A 23,690-nucleotide genomic window follows, 5' to 3' on the forward strand; every position below is an offset into this window, starting at 1 on the left:
GCCCGTCACTCGAAGAACTTCAGGCTCCAGCCGGTGTCCGTGTGCGCGCCGGGGACGTTCGCCCGCCGGTACGTGGTGCCGCCCCACCAGCAGAAGCCGCCGGTGTACCAGTAGCGGTTCTCCCAGGAGTACGGCGTCCCCTTCGGAACCGCGTGGAACATCAGCGGGAACGTCGGACCGGCCGGCGGGCTCGTGGCGATGTCGCCGTCGAGCAGGACGAAGCTGTGGTGGCCGGGGCCGTCGACGCGCAGCGTCGGGTCCCAGCCGGACATCATGGCGTCGCGGTGGGAGCCGAAGAGGCAGCCGTTCGACTTGTACCAGTCCCACACGTACGTCGGGTCGCCGCCGGCCCGCAGCCGCAGGTCGGCCAGGCAGTACCGGTCGCTCCAGCTCCCGTTGGCGGAGTAGACGACGTGCAGCTGCCCGTTCGGGTCCTTGATCGCCTCGGGGGACTCGTTGATGTACGGGTTGCCGACGACCCGCTCCCAGGGCTCGCGCGGCTGCGAGATGACGTACCGCGCGCCGGTCGGGGTGGTCGGGCTGCTCATCCGGGCGATGTAGAGGTTCTGCTCGACATCGGTGTCCCCGGCCCAGCCGGACCAGACGAACCAGCGCTGTCCGTCGAAGGTGAACAGGGTGCCGTCGATGGCCCACTTGTCGTCGGGCAGGGCGAGCTTCGTCTCCGCCGTGTACCCGCTGTCGGGGCTCGCGGAGCTGATCGCGTACATCCGGTGGGCGGCGCCCCGGCCGGCCGTGAAGTAGACGTGGTAGCGCCCGCCGTCGCGGACGATCTCCGGCGCCCACACCTCGCCGAGGTTCCGGACGTCGGTCCAGATCCGGCGGGCCGGCGCGGTGGCGAGCCCGGCCGTCGACGAGGCCTGGCGCACGTCGATGCCGTTGCCGGTCGACTGCACCGCGACGTAGGTGCCGCCGACCCGCAGGACGCTCGGATCGGCGGCCCGCAGCGAGGTCTGCCCCGCCTCGGCGGGAGCGGCCCCGGGCAGGGCCGTGACCAGGGCGAGGAGCAGGGACAGAGCCAGGACGAGTACGCCGGAGGGGCGTCGTGCACGCTGCATGGTGGCTCCCGGTGAGGCCGGCCGACACGGTTTACATCGATGTAATCCAGCGTCCGCAGCATCCCGGCTGGCGATGGGCATGTCAATATGGGAGCGCTCGCACCATGGAGTGATGCGAAAGAAATTGTTTGTTTCCTTTCGGTTCCTGGGTGATTCCGTTGAGAACTGTTTCCTGTTAGGTTCCTCCCCACCTCGTCCGCCGCCGAGGACCGGGGCGCTCCGCCCCTCGGGCCCGTCCGCCCTTGCTCCGCCGGACGGCCCTCGTTCGAGCCGCTCGTCAACTCCGCACGGAATCCCGCACGCCGACGGGCCGGACGGCCCCGGCACGTGCGAGGACTCCGGGCGCCGTCCTGCCCAGGAGGAACCCGATGCGACGCGTCGTCGCCTGCCTGGCGGCCCTGTTGACGATGGCCGGAGGCCTGCTCCTCACCGGAACCACCGCAGCCTCCGCCGCCGTCGTCCCCAAGACGCCGCCCCTGACCACCCCGTGGACCTCTCAGGTGTCCACCACCAACCCCCTGCCCGAGTACCCGCGCCCCCAGATGACGCGGCCCGACTGGCAGTCCCTGAACGGCGAGTGGGAGTTCCTCAACCCGCCCACCGACGGCGCGGGGAACGTCGACCGCAACGCGGCCCCGCCGCTCGGCCAGACCCTGCCGGAGCGCATCCTCGTCCCGTACCCGGTGGAGTCCGCCCTCTCCGGGATCATGCGCAACGACAACCGCGACCTGATGTTCTACAAGCGCTCCTTCACCGTCCCCCAGAACTGGTCGGGCCGCCGGGTGCAGCTCCACTTCGGAGCCGTCGACCACGAGGCCACCGTCTGGGCCAACGGCACCCGCGTCACCGGCCACAAGGGCGGCTACGACCGCTTCGAGGTCGACATCACCCCGCAGCTCCGGGCCGGCTCCAACGAGCTGGTCGTCCGCGTCTACGACCCCACCGACGGACGCGGCGAGAAGCAACCGGTCGGCAAGCAGGTGAACAACCCGAGCGGCATCTTCTACACGCCCACCTCCGGCATCTGGCAGTCCGTCTGGCTGGAGCCCACCCCCGTCTCGTCGATCTACTCCGTCGACATCAGGCCCGACCTCGCCACCAACACCGCGCGGGTCAAGGTCTTCACCCGGGGCGACGTGAGCGGCCACACCGTCCGCGCCGAGGCCCTGAACGGCACCCAGGTGGTCGGCACCGCCACCGGCGGCTTCACCGAGTTCTCCGTACCGGTCCCGAACGCCCGCCGCTGGTCGCCCGACGACCCCTTCCTGTACGACCTCAAGGTCACCCTCCTGGGCGCCTCCGGCGCCGCCGTCGACACCGTCACCAGCTACTTCGGCATGCGCGAGATCGGCAAGAAGCTCGTCAACGGGGTCATGCGCCCCACCCTGAACGGCGAGTTCGTCTTCCAGATCGGCACCCTCGACCAGGGCTTCTGGCCCGACGGCCTCTACACCGCGCCCACCGACGCCGCCCTCGCCTCCGACCTGCAGAAGCACAAGGACCTGGGCTTCAACATGGTGCGCAAGCACATCAAGGTCGAGCCCGCCCGCTGGTACTACCACGCCGACCGGCTCGGACTCCTGGTGTGGCAGGACATCCCCTCCACACCCGCCTTCGACGCCAACCGCACCCCGGCGCAGATCGCCCAGTTCGAGACCGAGGCCCGCGAGATCGTCGACGAGCACCGGTTCTCCCCGGCCGTCGTCGCCTACGTCCCGTTCAACGAGGGCTGGGGCGAGTGGAACCTCGACGACACCCGCCGGGTCACCACCGACCTGGAGAACTACGACCCCGGCCGCCTGATGAACTCCCACAGCGGCTACAACTGCTGCGTCTCCAAGGGCGACCCGGGCAACGGCGACATCATGGACTGGCACGTCTACACCGGCCCCGACGCACCCCGGCCCTCGGCCACCCGGATCTCCGTCCTCGGCGAGTTCGGCGGCATCGGACTGCGCACGCCCGGCCACGAGTACAGCCCCAACGGGCAGTTCTTCGCGTACGAGCAGGTCTTCAGCGCCGCCCAGCTCAACGACCGGTACACCGGCATGGTCCGCGACGTGCAGGCGCTCATGACCACCAAGGGCGTCTCCGCCTACGTCTACACCGAGATCACCGACGTCGAGGGCGAGTACAACGGCCTGCTCACCTACGACCGGCGGGTCCAGAAGGTCGACACCGCCGCCCTGCGCGCCGCCCACGGCTCCCTGATCGCGGCCTCCCGCAACCTCAACGCGACACCCGGCCACACCCTCGGCCACGTGCGCTCCTTCCGGGTCACCACGCCCGGCTTCACCGACCGCTACCTGCGGCACGCCGACTCCCTGGCCCGCACCGACGTGCTGACCGGCGCCTCCGCGGACGGGGCCCGCCAGGACGCCTCCTTCCGCACGGTCGCCGGACTCGCCGACCCGCGCTGCTACTCCTTCGAGTCGGTCAACCTCCCCGGCCGCTACCTGCGCCACTCCGCGAGCCGCGTGCGCGTCGACGCCGGCACGGGCGGGTCGTTCGCGGCCGACGCCACCTGGTGCGCCCGCACCGGACTCGCGGCCGGCGGCACCTCGTACGAGTCGCTGAACTTCCCCGGCGCGTACCTGCGGCACTACGCCGACGCCGTGTACCTGGCCCGCAGCGGCGGCGCCAACCCCTGGGACTCGGCCTCCTCCTTCGCGGCGGACGCCACCTGGAACACGGCGGAGCCCGCCCTGTGGCGCAGCTCCGTCCTCCTCCCCACCGACGTGCGGCGCTCGCTGCGCGTCACCACCTGGGGCCACACCGACCGCTACCTGCGCCACGCCGACAGCCTCGCCTTCACCGAGATCGTCAACGCGGGCAGCGGCGCCCTGCTCAAGCAGGACGCCACGTTCACCGTGCGGCGCGGCCTCGCCGACTCGTCCTGCTACTCCTTCGAGTCGGTGAACTACCCGGGCCGCTTCCTGCGGCACGCCGACAGCCGGGTGCGCACCGCCGCCGACGACGGCTCCGCGCTCTTCCGGCAGGACGCCACCTTCTGCGCCCGGCCGGGCGTCGGAGGGACCGGCGTCACCTTCGAGTCGCTGAACGTCCCCGGCGCGTACCTGCGCCACTTCGAGTCCGCGGTGTCCATCGCCTCGGGCGCCGGCAGCGGCGGCTTCGACCGCCCGCAGACGCTCACGGCCGACAGCGGCTGGACCCTGGAGGCGCCCTGGGCGCCCTGACGGACCCTCGTCGAACGAGGACCGGGTCCTCCCGGGCGCTGTCGCCCGGGAGGACCCGCTCCTTCATGTGCCGGCTACGGCTTCCCGGCCGTGTGCAGCGCGGTCACCTCCTCGGAGGAGAGCGCCCTGTCGAAGGCCTGCACCCGGTCGACCGAGCCGTTCCAGAAGTCGACGTTCCCACCGCCCCACCTGGCCCGCCCGACCGCGAGCGGGCCGGTGCTCACGTCCGCCGGGCCGGAGGCCGCCGTCGCCACGAGCGAGCCGTCCACGTACAGCCGGATCTCGTTCCTCGCGGCGTCCCGCACGCCCACCAGGTGGTACCAGCGGCCGAGCTCGGGCGTCGTCGCGTACCGGGCCCGGTTGCCGCCCGGGGTGCTGAAGGCGAAGGCGCCCTGCCCGTACTGGAGGTAGAAGGGGTTCTCCCGGCGCCGCCCGTCCTGGCTGACCACGGTCGCGTAGTTGCCCGGCAGGGCGTCGAGCGTGGCCCACGCGGACACGGTGTAGCTCGTGGTGGTGTCGATCACGGGCCCGTCGGTCTGGGCGAAGTGACCCTTCCCGTCGAACCTCAGCGCGCCGCCGTCGACGCCCGGGCCCCACGCGGTGCCCTCGTTCAGGGTGAGCGGCCGGTTCTGCGGCCCGGAGTCCCGCGCGGTCGTGCCCGCGCCCTCGTCCAGGGACCAGGAGCCGCCGCCCGCGAGCGGGGCGCGCTGCCCGGCGGCCGCGCCCGCCGCGATCACCTTGCGGTTGATCTCGCGGACCCGCACCGGGTCGACCTTGATCTCCCGGCGGTCGTACGTGTAGAGGCCGTTGAGCTCGTTCTCCAGGTCGGAGATCTGGGTGTAGACGGAGCCGGACAGCTCGGCGCCCGCGGCCTCCAGGTAGAACTTCTCGGTGTTCTCCACGTACGTCCGGGTCAGCGCCTCCTTGTCGGCGACGCCGCTGTAGATCACGGTCGGGGCGCCGGGCCACATGTGGCCGGGGGTGCGCAGGGTGAAGCCGCCGTGCTCGCCGTCCATCGCGATCCGGTGGTCCGGGTAGGGGGCGTCGGTGTTGTTGTAGTCGTGGTGGTCGAGGACGTCGCCCTTGCCGGAGTCGCCCTTGGAGTTGCAGCAGTTGACCCCGCTGTGGGCGTTGACGATCCGGGACGGATCGGCCGCCTTGACCGCCTCGGCGATCCGCCCGGTCTCCTCCCGGTTCCACTCGCCCCAGCCCTCGTTGAAGACGATCCAGCCGATGACGGACGGGGAGTCGTGGTGCTGGCGCATCATCTCGCGGCCCTGGTCGACGAAGGCCCGGTGGCCGGTGTCGTCGGTGAGGTTGCCGGAGACGAAGTCCTGCCAGACCAGGAGCCCGAGCCGGTCCGCGTGGTAGAACCAGCGCGGCGACTCCACCTTGATGTGCTTGCGCACGGCGTTGAAGCCGAGCTTCTTGTGGGCCTCCAGGTCGAACGCGAGCGCCTTGTCGCTGGGCTGGGTGTGGAGGCCGTCCGGCCAGAAGCCCTGGTCGAGGGTGGCGAGGGAGAAGACCGGCTTGCCGTTGAGGACCAGCTTCGGGAAGCCGCCGACCTTCTCGACCGCGATCTTCCGCATGCCGAAGTAGCTGTCGATCCGGTCGGACGACCTGCCGTCCGTCAGCCGCACCTCAAGGTCGTAGAGGTACGGGTTGTCCGGGCTCCACAGGCGCTGGTTCGCCACCGGCAGGCGCAGCTCCGCACCGGCGGGGCCGGTGGTCCGGCCGACCACCCGGCCGCGGGTGTCGCGGGCCACGGCCTCCACGCGCGCGCCGGCCGAGGCGCGGGCCGACTCGACCTTCACGGCCAGGGTGCCGGTGTCGATGTCCGGGGTCGTGACGACGTCGTCGATGGAGACGGGGGCGACGGGCTCCATCCACACCGTCTGCCAGATGCCCGAGGACTGGGTGTAGAAGATGCCGCCCGGGTTGGTGGACTGCTTGCCCGTGGGCTGGTTCGGGCCGCCGGTGTCGGTGACCGCGACGACGATCTCCTGCGGGCCCTCGGCCTTGAGGGCGTCGGTGACGTCGGCGCCGAAGGCGTTGTAGCCGCCGGTGTGTTCGGCGACCTGCCTGCCGTTGACCCAGACGCGGGCCCGGTAGTCGACGGCGCCGAAGTTGAGCATCAGCCGGTCGCCCTTGCCGGTCTTTCCGACCTTCCATTCCTTCGGCACGTCCACGAGGCGCCGGTAGAACATGTGGTCCTCGTGCCGCTCGATGCCGGAGAGCTGCGACTCGACCGGGAACGGGACGGTGATCCGCTCGTCCAGGTCCTTGCCGAAGACCGGCGTCTCGCCCGCCCCGGCCCCGGCGAACTGCCAGGGGCCGTTGAGGTTCTTCCACTTGCCGCGCACCTGCTGGGGGCGCGGGTACTCCGGCAGCGGGTTCCTCTCGTCCAGCCGGTCGCCCCACTCGGTGGTGAGCCGGTGGGTGGAGGCGTTGGCCGCCCAGCGCAGGATCCGGGGCACGGTCTCGGCGCCGTTCCTCAGCCCGCCGAGACCGTCGTAGTCGACCCGTACGCGCTGGCCCTTCTGGATCGGCTCCGCGAGGTCGACGAGGACGCTGTTGCGGTCGCCCGGGGCCACCCGGACCCTCTTGACCGGCATCGGGGTGGTGTCGGCCTCGACGGTGAGGTGGTCCGCCACCTTCTCCAGGCCGCCGACCCGGTGGTCGAACCGCAGCCGCACCTGGCGTCCGTCCGCCGGGACGGTCGGCTCCACCGGATAGACCTCGAAGCCGGCGGGCGGGGTGAACGCGGACTCCGGGACGAGCTGCTTGGGCAGCGTCGGCGTCGACCAGCGCAGGAACATGTTCGCGCCGCCGACGTCCTGGAACATCTCCAGGCGGAAGTCGTGCTTCTCGCCGGCCTTCAGGTGGACGGGCGCGCCGGTCTGCTCCCGGTCCCAGTCGGGCACCCAGTGGTCGATGACCGGCTCGCCGTCGACGAAGAGCCGGAAGCCGTTGTCCCCGATGCCGTGGAAGGTGTAGTCGCCGGTGACCGGGGCCTCGATCCGGCCGGTCCAGCGGGCGGTGGTGTGCTCGGTCCGGCCGGTGAGCGACTGGAACGTGCCGGTCAGGCCGGAGAAGTCGATCCGCGGGTCTAGGGACGTGCCGCCGAGCTCGGCGAAGTCCCGGGCGCCGGGCGCCGACATGCTGAAGTACTCGCCCTTCAGACCGTGGACTTCGACGGCGGCGTCACGGGCGGACGGGGAGGGGGCGGCCGGGGCGGCGGGGGAGGAGGCGGACGCGGTGGCGGCCCCGGCCGGCTGCGCGGCCGAGGCGGTGGAGACCGGGGCGCCGACGGACAGCACCAGGGCCGCCGCGGTGAGCAGCGCCCCCATTCCGGTTCGGGGGCGGGTGTTTCGTCGTGTCATCGAGTCTTTCCTCGTGGAGAGGGGAATCGGAGCCGGGCCCCAGGGAGGCGTGACACCGGAGGCACTCCGGTGGTGCCGCGCGTCCGTCTCGGGGCACGGGTGGTCCGGCCGGTCGCCGCGCGCTCGCGCCGACGGGCCGGGGACGACGGCGTACGGCCGGTCCGCGCCCCGGCACGGGGGACGCCGGCGGGAGCGGACGGCCGTCATTCCAACGTTGGAAAATCGTGTGCAGCGGAATGACAGCACGCGGTGCGGAGGCTGTCCAGACCTCGTGCGGGGGCCGCGCCGACGGTCCGTCACCCCGGGGACCGTTACGGCCGCTTCGCCGCGGGGACGCATTCCGGAAACGTCGTCCCGGCCCCTTGCCGTGCTCGCCGGGACGCGGTTATAACGTTGTAAAGCCGAAGCCGCCGACCTGACGAACGGCTGCTCCGAGCCTTTGTCCTCCCAGCTCAGAGCCTTGATCCGGGTGGATCGAGGCTGTGCACCAACGGTCCGCCGGCCCATCGCGGCAGACCGGCTCCTCTTCCCGCCCCGCGCGACCGCACGCCACTCGGCGGTGCTGTCCCCCGCCAAGGAGTGTCCTCCCGATGACCCTTTCGCCGACCCTTCCGAAGAGAACCCGCACCCTCTCCGTTGCCTGCGCCGTCGTCGCCTCCGCCGCGCTCGCCCTTTCCGGCTGCGCCAAGTCGGAGACCGCGGACAACGCGGGCGGCGACAGCGGCCAGGGCGCCCAGACGGTCCAGACGCCGACCGCGTCCGCCGCCGGAGAGGGCTGCACCCTCACCTCCTACGGCGCGCCGAAGCTCGACCTCAAGAACGCGATCGTCGGCTTCTCCCAGTCGGAGAAGGAGGCCAACCCCTTCCGCATCGCCGAGACGCAGTCCATCAAGGACGAGGCCGCCAAGGTCGGCGTCAAGAAGCTCCTCACCACCAACGCGCAGTCCCAGCTCTCCAAGCAGATCAGCGACATCCAGGACATGCTCGCCCAGGGCGCCCAGTTCCTCATCGTCGCCCCGCTCAACTCCGCCGGCCTGGAGCCCGCCCTCCAGGCCGCCGCCGCCAAGAAGGTCCCCATCCTCACCATCGACCGCAAGATCAACGCCATCGCCTGCAAGGACTACCTGGCCTTCCTCGGCTCGGACTTCGTCGAGCAGGGCAAGCGGGCCGCTGACGCGATGGTGAAGGCGACCGGCGGCAAGGGCAAGGTCGCGATCCTGCTCGGCTCCTCCGGCAACAGCGTCACCACCGACCGCACCAAGGGCTTCGTCGACCAGGTGAAGGCCACGGCCCCCGGCCTGGAGATCGTCGCCCAGCAGACCGGCGAGTTCGCCCGCGACAAGGGCCAGCAGGTCATGGAGCAGCTCATCCAGTCGAAGCCCGACATCACGGCGGTCTACGCCGAGAACGACGAGATGGCCCTCGGTGCCGTCACCGCCCTCAAGGCGGCGGGCAAGGCCCCCGGCAAGGACGTGAAGATCGTGTCCATCGACGGCACCCGCAACGCCGTCCAGGCCCTGGCCAACGGCGAGTTGAACGCCGTCATCGAGTCCAACCCGCGCTTCGGCCCGCTGGCCTTCGCCACCGCGCAGAAGTTCTACGCCGACGAGGGCATCCCCGAGGACGTCATCATCTCGGACCGCTCCTACGACCCGGCCAACGCCAAGGAATCCCTCGGCGGAGCGTACTGACCCACGGCCGGTACGGGCCGTCCTCCGCACCGCCCCCCGATCCGTACGGGCCGGTGCCGTGGTTCCGGCGGGAACCGCGGCCCGGTCCGTACGCCCACCGGCCCGGGCCTCCGCCCGGCCGCGGGGCCGCCCCGCCTCCCCGCCGCGGCGGTCTCGCTCACCGTCGCGCGGCGACGGGGCGGCCCCGACCCCATCCCCTTCATCACCCCTCTTCGGAAGGCCACGTTCATGGCACCCCCCGTAACGCCGGCGTCCGCGGCGAGCGGCACCGCGCCGACGGTGCTGGAGGCCCACGGCGTCGGGAAGCGCTTCCCCGGCGTGGTCGCCCTCGACGACGTCTCGTTCACCCTCCGCGCCGGCGAGACCCACGCCCTCGTCGGCGAGAACGGCGCCGGCAAGTCCACCCTCATCAAGGTGCTCACCGGCGTCCACCGCCCGGACGGCGGCGAACTGCTCCTGTCGGGACGGCCGGTGCGGTTCGCCCGCCCCTCCGAGGCGCAGGAGGCCGGCATCTCCACCATCTACCAGGAGGTGAACCTGGTCCCGCTGATGAGCGTGGCCCGGAACATCTTCCTCGGCCGCGAGCCCAAGAACCGCCTCGGCCTCATCGACTTCGGCCGGATGCACGCCGAGGCCGCGGAACTCCTCGGCGGCTTCGGCGTCGCCGTCGACCCCCGCAGGCCGCTGAACACCCTGGGCATCGGCACCCAGCAGATGGTCGCCCTCGCCCGGGCGGTCTCCGTCGAGGCCCACGTCGTCGTCATGGACGAGCCCACCTCCTCCCTGGAACCGCGCGAGGTCGAGACCCTCTTCCGCGTCATCGACGACCTGCGCCGGCGCGACATCGCCGTGGTGTACGTCAGCCACCGCATGGACGAGCTCTACCGGATCTGCGACCGGGTCACCGTCCTGCGCGACGGCCGGCACATCCACACCGGCCCGCTCGCCGAACTCGACCGCGTGCGGCTCGTCTCCATGATGCTGGGCCGCGAGATCTCCGAGGTGCGCCGGCACGGCGTGACGAGCTTCGGCGCCGAGGGCCACGACATCACCCGCGAACCCGTCCTGACCGCCACCGGCCTGACCCGCCGCCACCAGCTGGACGGCGTCTCCCTCGACCTCCGCCCCGGCGAGGTGCTCGGCCTCGGCGGCCTGCTCGGCTCCGGCCGCAGCGAGACCGCCAAGGCCCTGGCCGGAGCCCTGCCCCTGGACGCGGGCGGGGTGAGCGTCGGCGGCACACCGCTCGGCCGGCTCTCCTCCGCGAGCGCGATCCGCGCCGGGATCAGCCTGCTCCCCGAGGACCGCAAGGCCGAGGGCATCGTCCCCGGCCTGTCCGTCCGCGAGAACATCGTGCTCGCCGCCCTGCCCCGGCTCTCCCGCGCCGGCATCGTCTCGCGCGAGCGGCAGGACCGGGTGGTCGACGTCTTCATGAAGCGGCTGCGGATCAAGGCGTCCAGCCCCGAGCAGAAGGTCGGCGAACTCTCCGGCGGCAACCAGCAGAAGGTCCTCCTGGCCCGCTGGCTCTGCCTCGAACCGAAGGTCCTGCTGCTCGACGAACCCACCCGGGGCATCGACGTCGGGGCCAAGGCCGAGGTCCAGGCCCTCGTCGACGAACTCGCGCGGGAGGGCCTCGCCGTCCTCCTGATCTCCTCCGACATCGAGGAGCTCGTCGAGGGCGCCGACCGGATCGTCGTCCTCAGGAACGGCGCCGCGGCCGGCGAACTGGTCGGCGAGAACGTGTCGGAGGAGGCCCTGCTCGCGGCCCTCGCCGACCACGCGCCACCCGCCGGAGAAGCCGGGCCCGGGCCCGGCCCCGTACCGCTCGCGAAGACCACCGAGAACCCCGAACCCACCGCACCGGGCGCCCCGGCCGCCGAGGAGGACCCCCGATGACCACCCAGGCCACCGCGGCGCCGGCCCGCGCCGCCGGGACCCGGCCGAACGCCGCCGCGTGGTTCCAGGAGTACGGCGTGTACGCCGCCGTGGCCGCGCTCCTGCTGTTCAACGCCCTGTTCACCGACCACTTCCTCACCGCCGACAACCTCCGCACCCAGCTCGTCCAGGTCGCCCCGATCGTCATCGTGGCCCTCGGCATGGCCCTGGTGATCGGCACCGAGGGCGTCGACCTGTCCGTGGGCTCCGCCATGGCCCTGGCCACGGCGCTGCTGCCGCTCTACCTCGGCTACGGACTCGTGCCCGCCCTGCTCGTCGCCCTCCTCGCGGGCGCCCTCGTCGGCGCGGTCAACGGCACCCTGGTCTCCGTGGTGGGGCTGCAACCCATCGTCGCGACCCTCGCCCTGTTCGTCGGCGGACGCGGCCTCGCGCTCGTGATGGCCGACGGACAGCTCAAGCAGATCGTCAACCCCGACCTGCTCGCCCTCGGCACCGGCAGCCTCCTCGGCGTCCCCCTGGTCGTGGTCGTCGCCGGAGCCCTCGCGCTCGCCGTCGCCTTCCTCGTCCACCGGACCACCTTCGGCCGCCAGGTCGTCGCCATCGGCGGCAACCGCGCCGCCGCCACCCTGGCCGGCCTGCCCGTGAAGCGCGTCCTGACCGGGGTCTACGTCCTGTGCGGTGTGCTCGCCGCCCTCGCCGGCGTCCTCGCCACCGCCCGGCTCACCGCGAGCGACCCGTCCTCGCTCGGCACCCTGATGGAACTCTCCGCCATCACCGCCGTCGTGGTCGGCGGAACCCCGCTCAGCGGCGGCTCCGTCCGCGTCCTCGGCACCGTCGCGGGCGCCCTGCTCATGCAGCTGCTGCGCGCCACCCTCGTCAAGCACGACCTGCCCGACTCCACCGCCCAGATCGCCCAGGCGGCCATCATCATCGCCGCCGTCTACGTCGCACGGGAGCGCCGATCCCGATGAACCCCACCTCCTCCCTCACCGCGCCGGGGACGGGCGCCGCGGCGAAGACCGACCGCACGGCCGCCGGGGCCTCCGGCCCGGAGCGGCTCCTCTCCCTGGTCCAGCGCCAGGGCGTGCTGGCCGTCCTGCTCCTCGTCGTGCTGATCGCCTCCTTCGCGTACCCCACCTTCCCCACCCTCGACAACGCCCGCGGCGTCCTCGTCCAGGCCTCGTTCCTCGCGATCGTGGCCCTCGGCATGACCCTGGTGATCATCACCGGCGGCATCGACCTGTCCGTCGGCTCCGTCTTCGCCCTCGGCGGCGTCCTCGCCGCCTGGGCCTCGCAGTGGGGCCTGCTGCCGGCGCTCCTCGTCCCGCTCGTGGTCTGCGGCGCGATCGGCCTGCTCAACGGCCTGCTCATCGCCCGCGCCGGCATGGCGCCCTTCATCGTGACCCTCGCCTCCCTGCTCGGCGCGCGCGGACTGCTGCTCGCCCTCACCGACGAGGGCGCCACCACCCATCTGGTGCCCAAGGGCTCGGCGTTCGCCGAACTCGGCCAGGGCAGCTTCCTCGGCTTCGGCTACCCGATCCTCGTCGCGCTCGCCCTGTTCGGCGCGGGCGGCGTCCTCCTCCAGCGCACCTCCTTCGGACAGACCCTGTTCGCCGTCGGCGGCAGCGGCGACGCGGCCACCCTCATGGGACTGCCGGTCGCCCGCGCCAAGGTGACGGTGTACGTGCTCAGCGGTCTGCTCGCGGGCTTCGCCGGGGCCCTCAACGCGGCCCGGCTCTCCTCCGGCGTCACCATCATCGGCACCGGCATGGAGCTCGACGCCATCGCCGCCGTCGTCATCGGCGGCACGCTCCTGGTCGGCGGCGCCGGCTCGGTCGGCGGCACCCTGTGGGGCGTCCTGCTGCTCGCCGTCATCCAGAACCTCATCAACCAGATCGGCTCGCTGAACTCCTCGTACCAGTCGGTGGTCAGCGGAGGCTTCCTGATCCTGGTCGTCGTGGCGCAGCGGTACGTTTCACGGAGCAGAAGAACGCTCTGACGCCGGAGCCAACCCCACCCGGACCATCCGGACCACCGGTCCGCCCGGTCAGAGCCGAACCAGAGGAGTTCCGTGGGCGTCAGCCTCAAGGACGTCGCGCAGCGGGCCGGCGTGTCGATCAAGACCGTGTCCAACGTGGTGAACAACTATCCCCACGTCACCCCGCAGATGCGCGCCAAGGTGCAGCGGGCCATCGACGAGCTCGGCTACCGTCCGAACCTCACCGCCCGGCACCTGCGCAAGGGCCGCACCGGCATCATCGCCTTCGCCGTGCCCGAGCTCGGCAATCCGTACTTCGCCGAGCTGGCGGGCGCCGTCATCGACGCCGCCGCCCAGCACGACTACACCGTGCTCGTCGACCACACCGCCGGACTGCGCGAGCGGGAGCTCCTGGTCTGCCAGGAGTTCCGCTCCCACGTCATCGACGGCCTGATCCTGAGCCCCATCCACCTGGAGAACGACGACCTGCTCGCCCGGCAGGAGACCTCGCCGCTCGTGCTCCTCGGCGAGCGGGAGTACGAGGCGCCGTACGACCAGATCGCCATCGACAACGTGGCCGCCGCCCGCAGCGCGGTCCGGCACCTCCTCGACCTCGGCCGGCGGCGGATCGCCTTCCTCGGCTCCCGCACCGGCCGCGAGCGCCAGCCCGCCCACCTGCGCCTGCGCGGCTGGCGCGAGGAGCTCACCGCCGCGGGCGTCGAGCCCGACGAGACCCTGGTCGTCGCCACCGACGGCTACGGGCGCGGCGACGGCGCCGCGGCCATGGCGGAGCTCCTCGGACGGGGCGCCCGCCCGGACGCCGTCTTCGCGTACAACGACCTGATCGCCCTCGGCGCGATGCGCACCCTCGCCGAACGCGGCCTGCGCGTCCCCGAGGACATCGCCGTGGTCGGCTTCGACGACATCGAGGAGAGCCGCTACGGCGCGATCGGCCTCACCACCGTCCGCCCGGACAAGCAGGCCATCGCCCGGCACGCCGTCGACCGGCTCGTCGAACGCCTCGCGGGCGGCACCGTCACCGAGCCCCGCCGCATCAGGCCCGGCTACCGGCTCGCGGTCCGCGAATCCACCGGCGGCGCCCACACGGTCGCACCGGCCCCCGGGGGAGGGGACGCGGACTGACCGCCGGGGCGGAGTACGCCCCACCGGCCCACCGGCCCCATCGCCCCCACCGGCCCCGTCCCCTCGCCCCCGCTCCGCCTCACGCCCGCACCCTCGAACAGAGCAAGACCCCCGCCACCCACCCGTCCCGAGGACTCCCCATGCCCCGACCCACCGTCCGTCACCGGCCGTTCGGCACCACCCCGGAAGGAGAGGACGTCACGCTCTGGCACCTCGCATCCCCCTCCGGCGTGCACGCGGAGATCCTCACCTACGGAGGCGTCCTGCACGCCCTCGGCGTCCCCGACGCCACCGGCCGCACCGCGAACGTCGTCCTGTCGCTGCCCACGCTCGACCGGTACGCGGAGAAGAGCCCGTACCTCGGGGCGCTGATCGGCCGCTACGCCAACCGCATCGCCCACGGCCGCTTCACGCTCGACGGCGCCGCCCACGAGATCCCCGTCAACGACCGGGGTCACGCCCTGCACGGCGGCCCCGAGGGCTTCGACGCCCGGGTGTGGCGGGCGGAGCCCTTCACCGACGGCGACACGGCCGGGCTGCGGCTGAGCCTGCACAGCCCCGACGGCGACATGGGCTTCCCCGGCGCGCTCGACGTCACCGCCGTGTACGCGCTGGACGCCGCCGGCACCCTCGCCCTGGACTGCGCCGCCACCACGGACCGCACGACGGTCGTCAACCTCAGCCACCACGCCTACTTCAACCTGGCGGCGGACGGCGGGGACGTCCTGGACCACACCCTCGGGGTGGACGGCGCCGGATACCTGCCCGTCGACCCCGACGGCATCCCCCTCGGCCCGGTCGCGGACGTCGCGGGGACCCCCTTCGACCTGACCACCCCGCGCCGCCTCGGCGACGGCGTCCTGGCCGACGGTGACGAACAGGTCCGCCGCGCCGGCGGCTACGACCACTGCTGGGCACTGTCCGGAGGGGAGGCGGGGGAGTCCGCCGTGCCGCGCCGGGCCGCGCGGCTCGCCGCCCCGGGCGGGACGCGCGCGATGGAGGTGTGGACGACCGCCCCCGGGCTCCAGGTCTACACCGCCAACCAGCTCGACGGCACGCTCACCGACCCCGAGGGCCGCCCGCTGCCCCGCCACGGCGCGGTGTGCCTGGAGCCCCAGCACTTCCCCGACGCCCCCAACCGCCCCGCGTACCCCAGCGCGGTGCTGGAGCCGGGGACCACCGGCCGGCGCCGCACCGAGTTCCGCTTCCCCGGAGCGGCCCGCTAGGGCGTGTGTCGAAAGTCCCGCCTGCCCGGCGGTGTCCGGCACGCACGCTCGCCGCGTTGTCGGATCGCCCCGATACAACCAGTATCGGGGCGACCCTCCGCCTTGCGATCGCACGCACCGGACACCGCCGGGCCTGCCCTTCGGGCAGACGACGCCACTTTCGACACACGCCCTAGGCCCGGGGCCTCACTCCTCCGGCGGCTTCCCGGTGACCCGCGTCCCCGGGTGCGCCAGGGCGAAGAGGAAGGCCACGGCCAGCGCGATCGCCATGCCGTAGAAGACCCACTGGTTCGCCTCGGCGAAGTCCATCCGGATCGCGTCGCCCGCGCCCTGGAGCGCCTTGGCGACGGGCCCGTCCCCGGTGGGCGCCCGGCCGTCCGGATGGCCGGTGACCGCCTCCGCGACCCTCCCGGCCGTCGCCTCCGCCTCGGCCGGCGGCAGACCGCGCTCGGTGAGCGTGTCGGTGATCCGGTTCGCGGAGACGTGCGCGAGGACGGTGCTGAAGACGGCCATGCCGATGGCCGCCGCGTAGTTGCGGACGGTCTGGGTGATGCCGGTGACCTCGCCGTACGAGGCCCCGATGGAGCGGTTGACGGCGTCGGTGGAGGCGGGGGCGAGGAGGAACCCGATGCCGGCGCCCGCCATGGCCGCGTACGGCCACTGGTCGTGCATCGACAGGTCGGTCAGCTTCTGGGCCCACAGGTAGAAGCCGACCGCGCCGAGCGCGCAGCCGATCTTCATGGCCGGGCGGGCGCCCCGCTTGTCGAGGATCTTGCCGCCCCACTGGGAGGCGATGCCGAAGCCGATGAAGAAGTACAGCAGGAACAGCGCGGCCTGGTTCGGCGAGGCGCTCAGCGACACCTGGGCGTACACCGACGCGAAGAAGAAGACCGGCACGAAGGCGAGCATCGCGAAGAACAGCACGAGGCTGTCGATGGTGAAGGCCCGGTCCCGGAAGACGTCGAAGTCGATCAGCGGCTGCGCGGTGCGCCGCTCGTAGCCGTAGAACAGCACCAGGACCACCATGCCGCCGACGATGCAGGCCCAGGTCGTGACGGAGCTCCAGCCCCAGGACGAGGCCTGCTGGAAGCCCAGCACGCCGAGCCCCATGCCGACGGCGACCAGGACGGCGCCGACGACGTCCAGGCGTTCGCGGCGGCGGCTCTCGGTGACCCGGGCGAGCACGGTGAGCACGATCGCGACGACGGCGACCGGCACGTTCACCCAGAAGATCGCCCGCCAGGTCCAGGCGGTCAGCCAGCCGCCGAGCAGCGGGCCGATGGCGGTCAGGGCGCCGGAGAGCCCGAAGAACAGGGCGAGCGCCCGGCCGCGCCGCTCCACCGGGAAGACCGCGATGACCACGGCGAGCGCCGCCGGGAACATCAGCGCGGCCCCCAGGCCCTGCGTGGCGCGGAAGACGATCAGCCAGGTCAGCGCGAAGTCCCCGGAGGGCACGGCGCCGCAGAGCGCCGACGAGACGACGAAGAGCAGCGTGCCGGTCAGCATGATCCGGCGGTGCCCGAAGATGTCGGAGAGCCGTCCGCCGAGCGCGAAGAACGCGGCGAGGGAGAGCAGATAGGCGTTGACGACCCACTGCATCCCGGAGGCGGAGAGGCCCAGCTCGGCCGTGATGTTCGGGGCGGCGATCGAGACGATCGTCTGGTCGATGAAGGTCATCGACACCGCGAAGAGCATGGCCGCGAGCGCCAGCTTCTGGCGGGGCGCACGCGAGGCGGCGGAGCCTGCCCGCGTGGCCGTCGGGTTACCAGCCATACCTCGATGGTCGCCCCGGACCACCGGGTGTGCACGTGGAGCCCGGCGGGAGGCCCGGGGCGGGGCTACCGCCCGTCCGTCCCCCAGCGCCACACCAGCGCGCCGCCCTCCGGGACGTCGTGCCAGCGGGCCGCCGCCGCGTCGAGCGGGGCGGTGGTCAGGGCGAGCCGTTCCGGGGAGAGGAGCGGACGGCCCACGCCCCTGCCCTCCGTGGGCAGGCCCCGCCAGGCGCGGTAGGCCCAGTTCACGGACAGCTCGGCGGCCATCACGGCGTCACCGCCGCGGCGCAGCACCTTCAGGCCCGAGCGGCGGTGCCGCCCCGGCTCGACCCGTTCGAACCCCTCGAAGGTCGCGCCGCGCGCCGTCGCGCCCCAGAACCCGTCGTCGATCCCGAGGGCGGTCTCGACGACCGCGTGCACCAGGTCGTGCGGCAGGGTCTGGCCGGTCGGCCGGGGCGGCAGTCGCACGTCCGGCCCCTCGCGGTCGCGCACCACGATCTCGTGCCGGTCGTCCGGAAGCTTCCTGAAGGTGATCTCCACCGGCAGAACGGTACGGCCCGTCCCTCCCCGTGCCCACGGGTTTTCGGCCGAGGGTGGGCAGCGGGGGAGAACGGGGCCCGGTTCAGCTCCCGTTGTGGAAGACCGACCCGACGAACTCCGCGAGCAGCCGCTCCTTCAGCGGCCCCGGCATCGCGTCGAGCAGGACGAGCACCGGTGCCGTCCGGGCGGGCAGGCCCCCGTCGCTGTCGAGCCCCGCGAAGGCCAGGACGGCGGCGATCTCGTCCGGGCCGAGCGCCGCCGGGTCGAGCCGCGCGGCGAAGCCGACGAGCGCCGGATCGGCCGTCAGGGGAGGCAGCGCGCGGGCGGCGACGAGCGCGGTCCCGAGGTCCTCGACCAGGGCGTCCACCCGGCCGGCGGTGGCCGGGGTCAGCGTCAGGTGCAGATTGGGCGGCAGGCCGTCGAAGGAGAGCTGGGGCTGGAGGTACCAGCCGAGGCCCCGCATCTCGTCGGCCAGGTGCAGCAGCAGGCTCAGGTCCGGCCCGCCCCCGCCGTCCAGGACGGTGAAGGAGACGAGCCCGGCGGCCGGGTCGCCGAGGACCCGTACCCCCGGGATCGCCCGCAGCCCGGCCAGGAGCCGGTCCGAGGCCTCGGCGACCCGCCCGGCCAGAGCCGTGTAGCCGTCCTCGCCGACGTACCGCAGGACCGCCCACGCCTGGGCGAGCAGACCGCCGGACTTGGTGCCCTGGACCGTGGGGTTGACCACCGGATAGCCGGGCCAGCCGGCGTGCGCGAAGTACTGGTGGCGCCGCAGCCCGGCGTCCCGGTACAGGACGACGGAGGCGCCCTTGTCGGCGTACCCGTACTTGTGCAGGTCGACGGAGAGCGAGGTGACCCCGGGCACCGACAGGTCGAAGGGCTCCACCTTCCGCCCGGCGCGCCGCAGGTGGGGCAGGAGCCAGCCGCCGATGCAGGCGTCGACGTGGCAGAGCACGCCCCGCCCGGCCGCCGCCGCCGCGATCTCCGCCACCGGGTCGACCACCCCGTGCGCGTACGAGGGGGCCGAGGCGACCACCAGGACGGTGCGGTCGGTGACCGCCGCGTCGATCGCGCGGGCGTCGGCGCGGAAGGTGTCCGGGTCGACGGGGACGACGACCGCCTCCAGGCCCAGGTAGTGCGCGGCCTTGTGGAACGCGGCGTGCGCGGTGGACGGCAGCACGAGCTGAGGGGCCGTCACCCCGCGCTCCGCGCGCGCGTGGTCGCGGGCCGTCTTCACCGCGAGCAGGATGCTCTCCGTGCCGCCGCTGGTGAAGGTGCCCCGGGCGCCGGGCGCGCCGAGCAGCGCGGCGACCGCCCCCACCACGTCGTTCTCCAGGCGGGCCACGCTCGGGAAGACGGTCGGGTCGAGGCCGTTGACCGTGGCGAAGGACGTGTACGCGGCGGCCGCCAGCTCGTCGAGGCCCTCGACCCCGGCGTCGTAGACGTAGGCGAAGGTCCGGCCGCCCCGGGTGGGCGCGTCGGCCTCCCGCAGGCCGCGCAGCTCGGCGAGGACCTCGGCGGCGGTACGGGCGGGGACCACGGGATCAGTCGGCACGGCGGGCCTTCACTTCCTGCTGCGGGGCAGCCTGTTCGGGTACGGCGGGTACGGCCGCGGAGGGGGCCTCGCGGTAGCGGTGCAGCAGCCACAAACTCGCGGCGGCCAGGACGGCGGGCAGCAGGCTCGTGCCGAGGGAGATGCCGGTGAGCGCCGCCTCCGGCTGGGCCGCCCGGTGCTCCGCGTCGGAGGAGCGGAACCCGGTCGCGGCCAGGACGAGCGCGAACACCCCCGCGCCCAGGGCGAAGGCCAGCGTCTCGGCGGCGGTCCACAGACCGGTGAAGGTCGCCGCGCGCTGCCGGCCGGTGCGGACCGCGTCGGCGGCCAGGGTGTCCGCGAGCATGGTCAGCGGGAGGAGCTGGAGCCCCGCGTAGGCGACGCCGACGACGGCGACCGCGCCGTACCCGACGGCCGGTCCGGTCACCGGGGTGAGGGAGAGGAGGAGCGCCCCGGCGACGAAGAGCAGGGAGGCGCACCACTGCGCCGCCTTCGCGCCGGAGCGGCGCGCGAGCCGGGTCCACAGCGGCATGACCAGGACGAGCGGGCCGATCAGACCGGCGAAGAGCGGGGTGACGGCGGTGGGCGAGCCCAGGGTGTACGTGGCGAAGTACTGCACCCCGGCGAGCATCACGCCGACGGCCAGGGCCTGGAGGGTCCACATGCCCGCGAGGAAGAGGAACGGACGGTTCGAGCGGGCGGCGGCGAGCTGCGCCCGCAGCGACGGCTCGGCCTCGCCGCGGGCAGCCACCGGCGCCCACCGGGTGGTGAACCAGGCCCCGAACATCCCCATCGCGAGCAGCCCGGCGACGGCGACCCCCATCACCCGGTAGCCCGCCGGGCCGTCGCCGTCGGCATGGGCGATCGCCGGGGCCAGCGCGCCGGACAGCAGGATCGCGACGCCCAGGAACCCGACGCGCCAGCCGAGGACCCGGCCGCGCTCTGCGGGGTCCTCCGTCATCTCGGCGGGCATCGTCACGTACGGCACCTGGAAGACGGCGTACGCGGTGGCCGCGAGCAGGAACAGGACGGCCACGTACCCGGCGGCGGCCGCTCCCCGCAGCGGCGGCGCGGCGAAGACCAGCGCGAAGAGCGGCGGGAGCGTGCACGCCCCGAGGAGCAGGAACGGCCGGCGTGGCCCGCCGCGCAGCCGGCTGCGGTCGGAGAGGGCGCCGACGACCGGATTGACGAGGACGTCCCACGCCTTGGGCAGGAACACCGCGACGCCGGCGACGGCGGCGGGCACGGCCAGGACGTCGGTCAGGTAGTACAGGAGGATCAGGCCGGGCACGGTGGCGAAGGTGCCGGTGCACAGGGAGCCGAGCCCGTACCCGACGCGCACCCGGCGCGGCAGGGGCGGGACCGGCCCGGAAGCGGCGCGGACGTCTGCTGGCATGGCGCAGATCATGAACGACCGTTCGAGCGGGCGGCAAGGGCCGCGTATGACGGGGGTGTGAACTCCGAGGGGCGGATCCGGAGGTGAGCCGCGTCTCACCGGCCCCGGACGACCTTGCTATGCAACTCGTTGCATAGCAGGATCGGGGGCATGGCGCTCGACCACGCGATCCTCGTGTCCCTGCTGGAGAAGCCCGGATCCGGCTACGAGCTGGCCCGGCGCTTCGAGCGGTCCATCGGATACTTCTGGACCGCCACCCACCAGCAGATCTACCGCGTGCTCAAGCGCATGGAGAGCGACGGCTGGATCGACGTCCGCGACGTGCCCCAGCAGGGCCGCCCGGACAAGAAGGAGTACTCCGTCGCCGGCCCCGGCCGCGACGCGCTCTCCGCGTGGCTGGGCGAGCCGATCGAGCCCGAGAGCGTGCGGCACGACCTCGCGGTGAAGATCCGGGGCGCCGCCTTCGACGACCCGGCCGCGCTGACCGGCGAGGTCGAGCGGCACCGGAAGGCGCACACGGACCGCCTCGCCCACTACCTCGCGGGCGAGACCCGCGACTTCGGGGAGCCGGGCGCGGACGGCCGGGCGGCGGACGGCCCGCTCGACGCCGAGCGGGAACTCCAGCACGTCGTGCTGCGGGGCGGCATCGCGTACGAGCGGATGATGATCGCCTGGCTCGACGACGTCCTCGCCACCCTCGCCCGCTTCGGGGCCGAACGCTGAACCCGGGGGCCGCCCCGCCCCCCCCCGCACATCCCACCACCCACCCCCACCCCTCACCCGAGCCGGAAAGGCGGACGTCATGGCCGACCCGCTGCTGTTCAACCCGCACACCTACGACCCGGCGCACTTCGACCCGGAGACCCGCCGGCTCCTGCGCGCCACCGTCGACTGGTTCGAGGCGCGCGGCAAGCGCCGGCTCATCGAGGACTACCGGACCCGCGCCTGGCTCGGCGACTTCCTCGCCTTCGCCGCCGAGGAGGGCCTCTTCGCCACCTTCCTCACCCCGTCCTCCGCCGCCGGCGAGGACGAGGGCGACAAGCGCTGGGACACCGCCCGCATCGCCGCCCTCAACGAGATCCTCGGCTTCTACGGCCTCGACTACTGGTACGCCTGGCAGGTCACCATCCTCGGCCTGGGCCCGGTCTGGCAGAGCGACAACGCCGCCGCCCGCGCCCGCGCCGCCGAACTCCTGTCCCAAGGCGAGGTGTTCGCCTTCGGCCTCTCGGAGAAGACCCACGGCGCCGACATCTACTCCACGGACATGCTGCTCACGCCCGACGGCGAGGGCGGCTTCCGCGCCACCGGCTCCAAGTACTACATCGGCAACGGCAACGCCGCCGGGCTCGTCTCCGTCTTCGGCCGCCGCACCGACGTCGAGGGCCCCGACGGCTACGTCTTCTTCGCCGCCGACAGCCGCCACGACGCGTACCACCTCGTGAAGAACGTCGTCGACTCCTCGAAGTACGTCAGCGAGTTCCGCCTGGAGGACTACCCGGTCGCCGCCGAGGACGTCCTGCACACCGGCCGCGCCGCCTTCGACGCGGCCCTCAACACGGTCAACGTCGGCAAGTTCAACCTGTGCACCGCCTCCATCGGCATCTGCGAGCACGCGATGTACGAGGCCGTCACCCACGCGCAGAACCGGATCCTGTACGGCCGTCCCGTCACCGCCTTCCCGCACGTGCGGCGCGAGCTGACCGACGCCTACGTCCGGCTCGTCGGCATGAAGCTGTTCAGCGACCGGGCCGTCGACTACTTCCGCACCGCCGGTCCCGAGGACCGCCGCTACCTCCTCTTCAACCCGATGACGAAGATGAAGGTGACCACGGAGGGCGAGAAGGTCATCGACCTGATGTGGGACGTCATCGCCGCCAAGGGCTTCGAGAAGGACAACTACTTCGCCGAGGCGGCCGTGGAGATCCGGGGCCTGCCGAAGCTGGAGGGCACCGTCCACGTCAACCTGGCGCTGATCCTCAAGTTCCTGCGCAACCACCTCCTCGACCCGGTCGCCTACGAGCCCGTCCCGACCCGCCTGGACGCGGCCGACGACGCCTTCCTCTTCCGCCAGGGCCCGGCCCGCGGCCTCGGCTCGGTCCGCTTCCACGACTGGCGCGCCGCCTACGACGCGTACGCCCACGTGGCCAACGTCGCCCGCTTCCGCGAACAGGCCGACGCGCTCTGCGAGTTCGTCCTCAAGGCCGCCCCGGACGAGGAGCAGAGCCGCGACCTGGACCTGCTCCTCGCCGTCGGCCAGCTCTTCGCGCTCGTCGTCCACGGGCAGCTGGTCCTGGAGCAGGCCGCGCTGACCGGCCTCGACGAGGACGTCCTCGACGAGCTGTTCGCCGTCCTCGTCCGCGACTTCTCCGCGCACGCCGTCGAGCTGCACGGCAAGGACTCCGCGACCGAGCAGCAGCAGCTCTGGGCGCTCGGCGCCGTCCGCCGCCCCGTCGTCGACGAGGCGCGCTCGGGCCGCGTCTGGCAGCGCGTCGAGGCGCTTTCGGGCGCGTACGAGATGACGCCCTGACCTTCCCGCCCGTCACACGGAAGCCCGCACGACCGACCTCCCCGGCCGGCCGTGCGGGCTTCCGCCGCTTGGAGTCCGTCCTGCGAGGAGCATGTCCACGGCGCATCGCCGACGTCGACGCGGCGGTCCGGCGCCCTCGGCCGGGACGGACGAGGGCGTGGTGGGGGTCCCCGCCCCGGGCGGTCTGCCGTCGAGTCGCTCGCCGGATGCGGCTCACCTCGGTCATGGGAGACGTCCTCTAGCCGCGCCATCGGAACGGCTCGTCCACCATGTGGAAAGGTGACTGGGGCGGTCGGGGCTTCTGCTATCGTCCGGCCCA

Annotated in this window: 15 protein-coding genes; 9 read left to right on the forward strand and 6 right to left on the reverse strand. The window is 73.0% G+C overall.

From position 1 onward, the window contains the following. Positions 1 to 5 precede the first annotated feature (5 nt). Positions 6 to 1,076, reverse strand: coding sequence for a glycoside hydrolase family 43 protein (locus tag AB0398_RS06755; protein WP_366372773.1), 1,071 nt, complete (start codon positions 1,074 to 1,076; stop codon positions 6 to 8). A gap of 368 nt (positions 1,077 to 1,444) precedes the next feature. On the opposite strand from AB0398_RS06755, the gene AB0398_RS06760 reads away from it, so the two are divergent. After that, the gene (locus tag AB0398_RS06760; RefSeq protein WP_366372774.1) at positions 1,445 to 4,273 is read left to right on the forward strand and encodes an AbfB domain-containing protein; all 2,829 of its coding nucleotides are present in this window, start codon (positions 1,445 to 1,447) and stop codon (positions 4,271 to 4,273) included. 74 nt (positions 4,274 to 4,347) lie between these two features. Here AB0398_RS06760 and AB0398_RS06765 read toward each other — a convergent pair whose 3' ends face one another. Beyond that, a complete protein-coding gene (locus tag AB0398_RS06765) occupies positions 4,348 to 7,656 on the reverse strand; it encodes a LamG-like jellyroll fold domain-containing protein (RefSeq protein WP_366372775.1) in 3,309 nt (1,102 codons plus the stop codon). 590 nt (positions 7,657 to 8,246) lie between these two features. On the opposite strand from AB0398_RS06765, the gene AB0398_RS06770 reads away from it, so the two are divergent. The 6 genes from AB0398_RS06770 to AB0398_RS06795 all read left to right on the forward strand — a co-directional run bounded on the left by AB0398_RS06770 (position 8,247) and on the right by AB0398_RS06795 (position 15,587). Then, positions 8,247 to 9,347 carry an ABC transporter substrate-binding protein gene (locus AB0398_RS06770; RefSeq protein ID WP_366372776.1) on the forward strand — a complete coding sequence of 367 codons (1,101 nt, stop codon included), beginning with the start codon at positions 8,247 to 8,249 and terminating at the stop codon, positions 9,345 to 9,347. A 228-nt stretch (positions 9,348 to 9,575) separates the two neighbouring features. Further along, positions 9,576 to 11,240: a sugar ABC transporter ATP-binding protein gene (locus AB0398_RS06775; protein WP_366372777.1), complete on the forward strand. Its 1,665-nt coding sequence runs from the start codon at positions 9,576 to 9,578 to the stop codon at positions 11,238 to 11,240. Then, positions 11,237 to 12,211 (forward strand): ABC transporter permease, encoded by a 975-nt coding sequence (locus AB0398_RS06780; protein WP_366372778.1) that lies wholly within the window; start codon positions 11,237 to 11,239, stop codon positions 12,209 to 12,211. The genes AB0398_RS06775 and AB0398_RS06780 overlap by 4 nt, the downstream gene beginning before the upstream one ends. Continuing rightward, positions 12,208 to 13,239 (forward strand): ABC transporter permease, encoded by a 1,032-nt coding sequence (locus tag AB0398_RS06785; RefSeq protein WP_366372779.1) that lies wholly within the window; start codon positions 12,208 to 12,210, stop codon positions 13,237 to 13,239. The genes AB0398_RS06780 and AB0398_RS06785 overlap by 4 nt, the downstream gene beginning before the upstream one ends. Positions 13,240 to 13,311: 72 nt before the next feature. Continuing rightward, complete coding sequence (locus AB0398_RS06790; protein ID WP_366372780.1) at positions 13,312 to 14,361, forward strand: LacI family DNA-binding transcriptional regulator; 1,050 nt, start codon at positions 13,312 to 13,314, stop codon at positions 14,359 to 14,361. A 140-nt stretch (positions 14,362 to 14,501) separates the two neighbouring features. After that, complete coding sequence (locus AB0398_RS06795) at positions 14,502 to 15,587, forward strand: aldose epimerase family protein (protein WP_366372781.1); 1,086 nt, start codon at positions 14,502 to 14,504, stop codon at positions 15,585 to 15,587. A 186-nt stretch (positions 15,588 to 15,773) separates the two neighbouring features. Here AB0398_RS06795 and AB0398_RS06800 read toward each other — a convergent pair whose 3' ends face one another. From AB0398_RS06800 to AB0398_RS06815, 4 genes are all read right to left on the reverse strand, one after another. Then, the gene (locus tag AB0398_RS06800; RefSeq protein WP_366373015.1) at positions 15,774 to 17,282 is read right to left on the reverse strand and encodes an MFS transporter; all 1,509 of its coding nucleotides are present in this window, start codon (positions 17,280 to 17,282) and stop codon (positions 15,774 to 15,776) included. 143 nt (positions 17,283 to 17,425) lie between these two features. Continuing rightward, positions 17,426 to 17,899, reverse strand: a complete 474-nt coding sequence (locus AB0398_RS06805; protein WP_366372782.1) for a hypothetical protein — start codon at positions 17,897 to 17,899, stop codon at positions 17,426 to 17,428. A gap of 82 nt (positions 17,900 to 17,981) precedes the next feature. Further along, positions 17,982 to 19,451, reverse strand: a complete 1,470-nt coding sequence (locus AB0398_RS06810) for an aminotransferase class V-fold PLP-dependent enzyme (protein ID WP_366372783.1) — start codon at positions 19,449 to 19,451, stop codon at positions 17,982 to 17,984. Beyond that, complete coding sequence (locus AB0398_RS06815; RefSeq protein ID WP_366372784.1) at positions 19,441 to 20,844, reverse strand: MFS transporter; 1,404 nt, start codon at positions 20,842 to 20,844, stop codon at positions 19,441 to 19,443. Before AB0398_RS06815 ends, AB0398_RS06810 begins: the two co-directional genes overlap by 11 nt. Before the next feature lie 150 nt (positions 20,845 to 20,994). On the opposite strand from AB0398_RS06815, the gene AB0398_RS06820 reads away from it, so the two are divergent. Next, positions 20,995 to 21,567 (forward strand): PadR family transcriptional regulator, encoded by a 573-nt coding sequence (locus AB0398_RS06820; protein WP_366372785.1) that lies wholly within the window; start codon positions 20,995 to 20,997, stop codon positions 21,565 to 21,567. Positions 21,568 to 21,646: 79 nt separating this feature from the next. After that, a complete protein-coding gene (locus tag AB0398_RS06825) occupies positions 21,647 to 23,371 on the forward strand; it encodes an acyl-CoA dehydrogenase family protein (RefSeq protein WP_366372786.1) in 1,725 nt (574 codons plus the stop codon). Positions 23,372 to 23,690: the final 319 nt, after the last annotated feature.

This window comes from Streptomyces sp. NPDC086147 (assembly GCF_040702165.1).
In the GTDB taxonomy this organism is placed as follows: Bacteria; Actinomycetota; Actinomycetes; order Streptomycetales; family Streptomycetaceae; genus Streptomyces.

Bases quoted from the DNA above. Each gene is read 5' to 3' on its own strand.
- AB0398_RS06755 (WP_366372773.1), bottom strand. From the start codon at position 1,076: ATGCAGCGTGCACGACGCCCCTCCGGCGTACTCGTCCTGGCTCTGTCC.
- AB0398_RS06760 (WP_366372774.1), top strand. From the start codon at position 1,445: ATGCGACGCGTCGTCGCCTGCCTGGCGGCCCTGTTGACGATGGCCGGA.
- AB0398_RS06765 (WP_366372775.1), bottom strand. From the start codon at position 7,656: ATGACACGACGAAACACCCGCCCCCGAACCGGAATGGGGGCGCTGCTC.
- AB0398_RS06770 (WP_366372776.1), top strand. From the start codon at position 8,247: ATGACCCTTTCGCCGACCCTTCCGAAGAGAACCCGCACCCTCTCCGTT.
- AB0398_RS06775 (WP_366372777.1), top strand. From the start codon at position 9,576: ATGGCACCCCCCGTAACGCCGGCGTCCGCGGCGAGCGGCACCGCGCCG.
- AB0398_RS06780 (WP_366372778.1), top strand. From the start codon at position 11,237: ATGACCACCCAGGCCACCGCGGCGCCGGCCCGCGCCGCCGGGACCCGG.
- AB0398_RS06785 (WP_366372779.1), top strand. From the start codon at position 12,208: ATGAACCCCACCTCCTCCCTCACCGCGCCGGGGACGGGCGCCGCGGCG.
- AB0398_RS06795 (WP_366372781.1), top strand. From the start codon at position 14,502: ATGCCCCGACCCACCGTCCGTCACCGGCCGTTCGGCACCACCCCGGAA.
- AB0398_RS06800 (WP_366373015.1), bottom strand. From the start codon at position 17,282: ATGCTCTTCGCGGTGTCGATGACCTTCATCGACCAGACGATCGTCTCG.
- AB0398_RS06815 (WP_366372784.1), bottom strand. From the start codon at position 20,844: ATGCCAGCAGACGTCCGCGCCGCTTCCGGGCCGGTCCCGCCCCTGCCG.
- AB0398_RS06820 (WP_366372785.1), top strand. From the start codon at position 20,995: ATGGCGCTCGACCACGCGATCCTCGTGTCCCTGCTGGAGAAGCCCGGA.
- AB0398_RS06825 (WP_366372786.1), top strand. From the start codon at position 21,647: ATGGCCGACCCGCTGCTGTTCAACCCGCACACCTACGACCCGGCGCAC.